The sequence below is a fragment of the Gracilinema caldarium genome, assembly GCF_029265695.1.
GTDB lineage: Bacteria > Spirochaetota > Spirochaetia > Treponematales > Breznakiellaceae > Gracilinema > Gracilinema caldarium_A.
Genome location: NZ_JAJUHW010000007.1, coordinates 80,791 through 88,912 on the forward strand (window position 1 = coordinate 80,791; position 8,122 = coordinate 88,912).

Genomic DNA, 8,122 nt, shown 5'->3' on the forward strand with positions numbered 1-8,122 from the left:
ATTCAGCCAACTCCTTTTTCAAAACTCACTGAGTTTTGAAAAGCTTCAAAAGATAGTTTTTGACCCTGATGGACCATCTTACCGTGCAGTCCCTGCCGTACCAGGGAAAGGCAGGTTTCCCGATCAGTGTACAGGCTGCCACTTAGAACCGAGACTCCGTAGGAAAAGAGCTGGGGAGCCATGCAGGTGCTGGGACCCACCAGGACCACAAAGGCATGGCGGCTCAATTCCAAAAGCCGCGGCAAAGTCTTGTTTGCCAAGGTGCTGCCAGTAATGAACACCATATCCATTTTTGGCAAAAGGAATTCTGCCGCTGCCGCAGGATAGTCCCCCTCCTGCGGATGCTCTTCGATAATGTAAAGAGAGGCTGCAACCGGAGCTATATGTCGTTCCACGGAAGCAAAGTGACCGATGCTCGCTACCTTTTTATCCCGGGCCCATTCAGCATACCGAACAAAGGGGTCAGCGCTTGCATCCGCCTCTTTATCAGCATAACCGAAGTTTTTCTGTAAGAGCCGCGGCGAGTTGTAATAGGCATTGAGGGCCGCAGCCCCCAAGGCAGCATCGGTGGCATTCCAGGAAAGCACCGCTTCTGCCACAGCTCGAAGAGGAAGCCCTTCCAGCTTTTCCGGCAAGATTGCGGCGGGACCCGATGGAGGCAGGGTCATCACCGAGCCGATGCCTTCTTCTGTTGCCACCATGCAGTGGCTTGTTCCCGCATAGGCAAGCTCAATACGCAGATCAGGCGGGATTTCATCAAATAAAACTCTGTACAAATTTTCTGGATACATCATCTTTACTGGCAAACCTCGCGAAGTTCCAAAGCGGGCATACAAGCCTGGTAACGGCCGGTTTTGTCGTTACCCAGAGAAAAGAGCCGTACCGGTATACCGTACAGGGCTTCCAGGCTCTGTTCCGTAAGGGCCGCCGCGGGAGGACCGTCGGCAATGAGGTGCCCTTTATGCAAGACAAGGGTCCTATTTGACCACAGGAAAGCATGTTCCGGGTTATGGGTTGATAAAAGAACGCTGTACCCGTCCGCCGTAAGGCCCGCGATGTGTTCCATAATCCGGACCTGGTTGCCGTAGTCCAGATTCGCCGTGGGTTCGTCCATTATGAGGAGCCGCCCGCCCTGCGCTAAGGCTCGAGCAATGAGGACAAGCTGCCGCTCCCCACCTGAAAGTTCCGCATAATTGCGAGCTGCCATATCAAGTATGCCCAGGGTTTCCAGGGCATGGCGGGCGGCTTCTTCTTCCCGATGGCCCGGCACGGCAAAAAAGCTCCGGGCACTGCTAGAGCCCATGAGGACAACATCAAAAACAGAAAAACCGTAGGCTGGGACATGGGCCTGGGGAATATAGGCCACAAGCCGGGCAAGGTCAGCTTCGCTTAAGGACCTTAAAGAACGGCCCCCAAGAAGGATATCCCCCGAATATCCCTTAAGGAGCCCCAGGATACACTTAAAGAGTGTGCTCTTTCCTACCCCGTTGGGTCCCAAAACACAGACCAGTTCACCGGGGGAAACAGAAAAAGAGAGCTTATCGAGAACTCGTTTTGCGCCGTAAGAAAAAGAGAGGTTTTTAATTTCCAGCATAGCCATAACCTCCATCAATTCATTTCGTGCCGCCCTTCATTTCGTGCCGCCCCGCCGAATCAGGGCAAGAAAGACCGGAACTCCCACGAAGGAAGTCAGAATGCCAATAGGTATCTCACTTGCTGCAAGGAGCCGGCTGAAATCGTCTACCACCACGAGAAAGGCCGCGCCCATTAGTATCGAAACAGGAAGTAAGAGCCGGTAATCGCTTCCTGCGGTCATACGGGCAAAGTGGGGAATCACGAGGCCTAACCAGCCGACAGGACCGCAGAGGGCCACGGTGGCTGCTGTTGCGAGGGTGGCCCCAATAATAACAAGGGTACGGGACAGGGCTACCCGGCCGCCTAGGGTTCTGGCCTCTTCTTCGCCCATGGTAAGGATATTGATGCGCCACCTGAGGGCAAAGAGCAGCAAGAGGGCTGCTAAGATGATTGGTCCGGTGATAAAAAGTGACACTTCCTTTACCGCCGAAAAGCCCCCCATGAGCCAATAGGTGAGTGCAGGCAATACATTATTCGGATCTGCCAACAGTTTGATGAGCGAAGTGGCGGATGATACAAGAGACCCAACCATAATGCCCGCAAGGACAAGTGCCAGATTAGAATCTGTATTTGCTCCAGCCTTTTGGGCCAAAAATCCTACAAGCATGGCGGTTCCAAGACCAAAAGAAAAGGATATAAGTATCAACATGAGGGGACTCAGCCCCCAAAAAAGGGAAAGGACGGCGCCAAAGGCCGCACCGGCGGTCACCCCGAGAACATCGGGAGAAACGAGGGGATTGCGAAAAAGACCCTGGTAGGCCGCACCGGAGGCAGCTAATGCGGAACCTGCCAGGGCCGCCCCCGCAAGCCGCGGGAGCCGGATACGGAACAGCACAAGGGAAGCCTGAGCAAGCTCATCGGGCACAATCCCGCCGGTGAGGCGAAGCCAGAAGAGGCGTACCACCGCCTGCGGGGCTATGAAAAAGCGGCCCAGACCGGCGGAAATTACTATCACCAGAACAAAAAGCCCTGCCAGGATCACTATAAGCCTGTTCGATGCTCTGCGAGAAATACTCACTCAGTGAGTATAGACCCGCTTTCCGCTCCGGTCAAGAAAAACCGATACAGGCTTCGTAACTTCCTACAACAGCTCTTTCATCCAGTCCAGGGCAGTCCGGATCTGGCGGATCCTGAAATCCCTGGCAAGGACGGAAATATCAAATAAGAGGGGAGAATCATGTTCAGAAGCTTTACCCGTAGTTGGCACAGAGTCAAGAAGCCGATTTAGTTCTTTTTCCAGTGAAAGCCGCTGGTATTCTATAAGCCCATAGGCTTCTTCAAGATTCCAGCGCATGGCAAAATAAAGACGGGTTAAAAATTCAAGCTTAAGGAGTCGGGGACTGGCCGCAGTCGGGGTCCAGAGCCACCGTTCATAGGCAGAAATTCCTTCGAAGGTAAGCATAAATTGCTGCCGACTCTGGGTTTCCTCCCCTAAAGACTCTTCTCGTACCGGGGCGATCCAGCCCCGTTTTTCCAGCCGCTTAAGCGAAGCATACATTTGGCTTTCGCTGATATGCCACAGACCTTCTAAACTATTTTTATAAAGGCGATATAGATGGTATCCATGAGCAGGACCTTCGACGAGGAAACCAAGAAATACATATTCGGGTCTTACATCCCCCATGGACACACCTACACTGGAGTATATACAACCGCTAACACCTGAGCATCTTGACCATCGAGGGCAACTGCCCGGTGGGGCACCATGGAATCATAGTAGATCGAATCCCCTTCTGAAAGATCGTACGAAAGGGTACCGTATTCAAGCCGTATATGACCCGAAATAACATAGAAAAACTCCTCGCCTTCATGGGAAGATCGGGGCGCATCAGCCTTTGCCGGTACTTCTATGATAAAGGGCTCCATATGTCGACCTGCCTTGCCTGCAGCGAGGACCGTATATTTAAGCCCATTCTCCAGCCGCTGGGCATTGGGAGTAATAAAGCGCAGGTGTTCTTCCCCCTCGCCTTTTCGGGTCAGCACGGGTCCCAATTCACGATCCTCATCCAATATGGTTCCCAGCCGGACACCCAGCGTTCGGGCAATCTTAACCAAAGGAGCTAAATCTGGAATAATGCCAGCCTCTATCTTTTTAATAAGTTCCAGAGGAACTGCACTCCGTTCTGCCAAAACCTTCTGGCTCATTCCATAGGTTTCTCGCAGGGTGCGAATCCGCGCGGAAGGATTTGCCTCAGACTTCATACTACCTCCTCTTATCTTGTACCCAATTTTCCAATTTCAATTGACTAATTCTTTCAAACTCACCAGTGTTATTTGTTACAAGTATAAGATCATTTGAGATTGCCTGTGCAGCAATTTGCATATCATAAGATCCAATGACTTGTCCTCTTTTTTCTAATTCAGCCCTTATCAAACCAAATACTTCTGCATCATTATCATTAAACGGAAGAATATCAAATCCGGATAGAAAATCAATAAGCGCATTCCTATTTTGTTCTCTGTTCTTACTTTTAAATACACCATATTCAAGTTCTCCAACAGATATGGCTGATAATTTAACTTGAGAAGGTTTTAACTGTTTTATTTTTTCCACTATCTCTCGTGGATGTTTGTTGATTATGTATATACAAATGTTTGTATCTAGCAGGTACATTACAAACCTTCTCGTTCCTGAATGGGGGGCTGATTCCTTCCATCACCCATAAAATCATTAGTAAATTCAGAAAGACTTCTCTCAAAAGCTTCCCAAGGATCCTTTTTTGGAAAAAGAATAATTGTACTTCCTATCTTTTTTATGTATAACTCTTTCTCATCAACTTGGTATTCTTTTGGAAGACGTATTGCTTGGCTATTACCGCAAATAAATACCTTGGAACTCAACATAATATACCTCACTTAAGACATAGTATATACACGAGTATATACTATGTCAAGTTTAATTTTCTGCGTGCCGAAGACTTGCGGATTGACGAAACGGGCGGCAACCAGCACAATAGTAGTATGTTCAACAAACGCGCTCATCCCCGCTACGCAAGTCTTGCCCAGGCCCACTTGGAAAGTGTCGAATATGCAACTGGTCTCCTGCGTGACCTGAGCATTACCGGCTGCCGGCTTGAATTTTCAGTAGCCCTGGCACTCGAAACCGGCAAAGAATACCGTATTTTAATTTACCCAGAAACAAACTCCAGAATTGACCCCTTTGAAATCGTCGCCGAAAGCCGTTGGAATCGGGCTGGCTACGATGCCTTTGAAATCGGCTTTTTCATACGTACATCTCCTTCAGGAAAAGCTTTTGAACGATACCTCGATTACCTTGCCTGGAGAACCGACACACGACCGCAGGAACAGCGTATCAATGGATAACCGGATAGAAAAACTGGAAGGCATCGTCTATCAGGGGGTTGATGAATTTCAGCAGCATTTGCAGCGTGAACTGGGCGAGTATGAATACCTTGGCGGTAACCTTTATTTTGCAGAAGGACCGCAGAGACAGGCATTCTGGACAGAAAACATCTGGCTTAACCCGATAAAAATTACCTTTGATTCTATCTCTGAAGCGGCTCTCAGTCTGCGAAACATCCAACGGAACTGGGCGCCGGTTCTTTTTACCCAATATAGGCGGGGTATGCTCATCCAGGAAAAACTCCCTCCCATCGTTCAGAAACCCCGCCCTTTTCCCTGGGAAGTTCCGGATGCTCCCATGGGAGCCTGGACATTGCTCGATGCCCATACCATGATTGCAAGTCCGCTTTGTACAAGCCCCTTTCCAGCAGGCAAAATAGAATTTGTAGAAAACAAAGCGGACCCGCCGAGCAGAGCTTACCTGAAACTCCAGGAAGCCCTGGTCCGCGCCCACCGCTGGCCCCAGGCAGGGGAGCGCTGTCTGGATGCTGGGGCCTGTCCTGGCGGCTGGACCTGGGTACTCACCCAGCTCGGAGCTCATGTCACCGCGATAGACCGGGCTCCCCTGGATGACCGGCTTATGAAAAATCCCCTGGTTACCTACATCAAACATGACGCCTTTACCCTTAAGCCCGAAGAGATTGGCCCCGTCGATTGGCTTTTAAGCGATGTTATTTGTTATCCGCCCCGGCTTTATGAATGGGTTCAGAAATGGCTCGCCTCAGGCTTGGCAAAAAACTATATCTGTACTATAAAAATGCAAGGTTCAGGAGATTTTGAAACACCACGGCTCTTTGCGTCTATTCCGGACAGCCATGTTATTCACCTTCATTACAACAAACACGAACTTACCTGGATAAAAGTGGCTCATGATGCTGGCTATGCATCGTGACAATTGAACAATAGATGAAAAACTGTTATAATAAAAAGATATGATGAATTTTGTCGCCCTTTGCGCGATTGGCGCGGAGAAGGCCCTTTCCAACGAACTGCATAAACTTAACATAGCAATACTTGATTCGACCTATGGAAAAATCCGCTTCTCCGCCGATACGGAGGGGATGTATCGGGCACTACTGTCCCTGCGTACCGCGGACCGTGTGTTGCTCGAAGCCGCCTCGTTTTCAGCCGCTAATTTTGATGCCCTTTTTGACGGATGCCAGAACGTGAATTGGGAAGCAATTATTCCCAAAACATACCGAGTAGTAATCGGTAAGGTCAGAAGCAGCCATTCACAGCTTTCAGCGGAAACAAGCATTCAGGCGGTGGTTCACAAAGCTATCGCAGAAAGGCTGTGCCGGGTCTGGGGAGTAACTCGGCTTCCCGAATACGGAGAAGCTGCAGACATACGGGTCTATATCGAAAAGGATCGGGTCCAGATTCTCCTTGACCTCTGCGGGGAACCCCTCTTTAAACGGGGCTACCGTACGGAAGGCGGCGCGGCGCCCCTGCGGGAAACCACCGCGGCGGCCATGTTGCTCCTTTCCGGGTGGCGGCGGAAATATCCGCTTTATGACCCCTTTTGCGGCTCCGGGACCATACTAATCGAGGCCGCCCTGTATGCCTGGGGCGCCGCGCCGGGCCTGGGACGGGATTTTGCGGTCTCATCTCTGTTAATTGGCGATAGGAATATTGAATCCCGTCTCAGGGAAGAACTGCGGCAGGGGATCAATTTTGCCAACCGGATCCGTATTTATGGCAGCGATGCGGATGGCAGGGCTGTTTCCATCGCACAGTCAAACCTGATCAGAGCTTACGAACTTATCCTTGGTAAAGAAGCAGGCCGGGGCATCCGTATCGCCCGCGACTTTGTTCCGCCCTCTGAGTATTGGCCTCAGATACATAAATGTTCTATGGAAACAGCCATGGCCCCGGAAAATGAACCGGGCTTTATTGTCACCAATCCACCCTACGGGGAACGACTCGGCGACCGGGAAGAGGCGGAACAGACATACCAGGCCATGGGCGTTTTAGAAAAACATTTTTCCGGCTGGAACCTGTCGGTCATCACCAACCATCCGGGCTTTGAATCCTTTTTTGGCCGCCGGGCCCAGTCGGTCCGGAACATTACCAACGGAGCGTTGAAATCCTACCTATATCAATTCGAAAACTTAGGGAGAAACACGAATGTCAATAATCGTCGAACATGACAAACGCCGCAAAGAAATTTTAGAGCGGGCTCTCGATGTTTTTGTAGACGAGGGCTTTGAGGATGCAACCTTTCAGAAAATAGCGGACCGCTGCGGAATTACCCGAACTACCCTTTACATTTATTTTAAAAATAAAAAAGAAATCTTTAATTGGAGCATCAAGCAGATGCTCATCGGGGTGGAGGCGGACCTCGAGCGGGTCAAGGCAGACCAGAATCTTAAAACCCCGGAAAAGCTAATACTTGTCCTCACGACCATTTTGGACCGTCTCCAGGAAAATAAGCGGTTATTATCGGTGGTGCTGAATTATCTGCTCCATCTATCAAAAAGCGGTACCGATACGGATTATCGGGTACGCAAACGAACCATCAGGCTCAGGCATATTCTGGCATCTATTGTCATTGACGGTATCCGCAAAGGAGAGCTGAAACAGGTTAATGTCCGCGAAACCGATGATCTCCTCTACGGTCTTATCGAAGCAGCCATATTCCGCCTCGTGGTACTACAGCGAGATTCGGTAGATGAATTACGGCAGGCGATAGAGCTTGCCGTGAGGCTGCTATCCAAATAAGCACACAGAACTACATCGAAGCGGTCTGACTCGGGACCGCTTTTATATCCTTCTATAAACTCTGGCAAAGGCTCATATAAAGAGACTCATAGTGCCCTGCCTGCGGACTAGACAGAGGCGTTTTTATTACCCCCTACCGCTCATGAGGCAGGGGGGTAATTTGTTAGAAAATACTGCTCCGCAGGCCAAAGGACATTCGATAGGCAATACCGCCAGACACTTCTGCAGAAATAAACCAGGCCTGCAACTCCGAATAGAGGGAGAATGTGCTGAAATAGTCGAGCCGGTCAAAGTGGAAGCGGGGGAATTCTACCTGCCCAACCACAGCACTTAAAATAAGGGGCTGGCCGCTGGCGGTTTCGGTAAAATAGCTGAATTTTGCTCCCACCGCCAGGTTAGCGGA

The 8,122-nt window shown here is 50.2% G+C and carries 12 protein-coding genes; 4 read left to right on the top strand and 8 right to left on the bottom strand.

The annotated features are described in order from the left end of the window. Positions 1-2 precede the first annotated feature (2 nt). From Q7P68_RS04215 to vapB, 7 genes are all read right to left on the bottom strand, one after another. Positions 3-776 carry a Rossmann-like domain-containing protein gene (locus Q7P68_RS04215; RefSeq protein WP_304223220.1) on the bottom strand — a complete coding sequence of 258 codons (774 nt, stop codon included), beginning with the start codon at positions 774-776 and terminating at the stop codon, positions 3-5. A gap of 20 nt (positions 777-796) precedes the next feature. Next, positions 797-1,594, bottom strand: a complete 798-nt coding sequence (locus Q7P68_RS04220; protein ID WP_304223222.1) for an ABC transporter ATP-binding protein — start codon at positions 1,592-1,594, stop codon at positions 797-799. Positions 1,595-1,630: 36 nt separating this feature from the next. Next, on the bottom strand, positions 1,631-2,653 hold the full coding sequence (locus Q7P68_RS04225) for a FecCD family ABC transporter permease (protein WP_304223224.1): 1,023 nt from the start codon (positions 2,651-2,653) through the stop codon (positions 1,631-1,633). A gap of 63 nt (positions 2,654-2,716) precedes the next feature. Further along, complete coding sequence (locus Q7P68_RS04230; protein ID WP_304223226.1) at positions 2,717-3,259, bottom strand: PadR family transcriptional regulator; 543 nt, start codon at positions 3,257-3,259, stop codon at positions 2,717-2,719. 8 nt (positions 3,260-3,267) lie between these two features. Continuing rightward, positions 3,268-3,837 (bottom strand): cupin domain-containing protein, encoded by a 570-nt coding sequence (locus Q7P68_RS04235; protein ID WP_304223228.1) that lies wholly within the window; start codon positions 3,835-3,837, stop codon positions 3,268-3,270. 1 nt (position 3,838) lies between these two features. Next, entirely contained in the window at positions 3,839-4,249 is a 411-nt protein-coding gene (gene vapC / locus Q7P68_RS04240; protein WP_304223230.1) for a type II toxin-antitoxin system tRNA(fMet)-specific endonuclease VapC, read from the bottom strand. After that, complete coding sequence (gene vapB / locus Q7P68_RS04245) at positions 4,249-4,479, bottom strand: type II toxin-antitoxin system antitoxin VapB (protein ID WP_304223232.1); 231 nt, start codon at positions 4,477-4,479, stop codon at positions 4,249-4,251. Before vapB ends, vapC begins: the two co-directional genes overlap by 1 nt. 117 nt (positions 4,480-4,596) lie before the next feature. Here vapB and Q7P68_RS04250 point away from each other — a divergent pair, with 117 nt between their 5' ends. The 4 genes from Q7P68_RS04250 to Q7P68_RS04265 are packed head-to-tail and all read left to right on the top strand — an operon-like array spanning position 4,597 to position 7,719. Beyond that, positions 4,597-4,959 carry a PilZ domain-containing protein gene (locus Q7P68_RS04250; RefSeq protein WP_304223234.1) on the top strand — a complete coding sequence of 121 codons (363 nt, stop codon included), beginning with the start codon at positions 4,597-4,599 and terminating at the stop codon, positions 4,957-4,959. Continuing rightward, positions 4,952-5,890, top strand: coding sequence for an SAM-dependent methyltransferase (locus tag Q7P68_RS04255; protein WP_304223236.1), 939 nt, complete (start codon positions 4,952-4,954; stop codon positions 5,888-5,890). The genes Q7P68_RS04250 and Q7P68_RS04255 overlap by 8 nt, the downstream gene beginning before the upstream one ends. A 40-nt stretch (positions 5,891-5,930) precedes the next feature. Continuing rightward, positions 5,931-7,148, top strand: coding sequence for a THUMP domain-containing class I SAM-dependent RNA methyltransferase (locus Q7P68_RS04260; RefSeq protein WP_304223238.1), 1,218 nt, complete (start codon positions 5,931-5,933; stop codon positions 7,146-7,148). Beyond that, positions 7,126-7,719, top strand: a complete 594-nt coding sequence (locus Q7P68_RS04265; protein WP_304223239.1) for a TetR/AcrR family transcriptional regulator — start codon at positions 7,126-7,128, stop codon at positions 7,717-7,719. Before Q7P68_RS04260 ends, Q7P68_RS04265 begins: the two co-directional genes overlap by 23 nt. Before the next feature lie 163 nt (positions 7,720-7,882). Here the strand turns inward: Q7P68_RS04265 and Q7P68_RS04270 are convergent. Next, positions 7,883-8,122, bottom strand: a 240-nt coding sequence (locus Q7P68_RS04270; RefSeq protein WP_304223241.1) for a hypothetical protein, incomplete at its 5' end; no start/stop codon positions are given.

What these genes read in the sequence shown, in the direction of transcription:
- Q7P68_RS04220 (WP_304223222.1), bottom strand. Translation starts at nt 1,594, where the DNA reads ATGCTGGAAATTAAAAACCTCTCTTTTTCTTACGGCGCAAAACGAGTT.
- Q7P68_RS04230 (WP_304223226.1), bottom strand. Translation starts at nt 3,259, where the DNA reads ATGGGGGATGTAAGACCCGAATATGTATTTCTTGGTTTCCTCGTCGAA.
- Q7P68_RS04235 (WP_304223228.1), bottom strand. Translation starts at nt 3,837, where the DNA reads ATGAAGTCTGAGGCAAATCCTTCCGCGCGGATTCGCACCCTGCGAGAA.
- vapC (WP_304223230.1), bottom strand. Translation starts at nt 4,249, where the DNA reads ATGTACCTGCTAGATACAAACATTTGTATATACATAATCAACAAACAT.
- vapB (WP_304223232.1), bottom strand. Translation starts at nt 4,479, where the DNA reads ATGTTGAGTTCCAAGGTATTTATTTGCGGTAATAGCCAAGCAATACGT.
- Q7P68_RS04250 (WP_304223234.1), top strand. Translation starts at nt 4,597, where the DNA reads ATGTTCAACAAACGCGCTCATCCCCGCTACGCAAGTCTTGCCCAGGCC.
- Q7P68_RS04255 (WP_304223236.1), top strand. Translation starts at nt 4,952, where the DNA reads ATGGATAACCGGATAGAAAAACTGGAAGGCATCGTCTATCAGGGGGTT.
- Q7P68_RS04260 (WP_304223238.1), top strand. Translation starts at nt 5,931, where the DNA reads ATGATGAATTTTGTCGCCCTTTGCGCGATTGGCGCGGAGAAGGCCCTT.
- Q7P68_RS04265 (WP_304223239.1), top strand. Translation starts at nt 7,126, where the DNA reads ATGTCAATAATCGTCGAACATGACAAACGCCGCAAAGAAATTTTAGAG.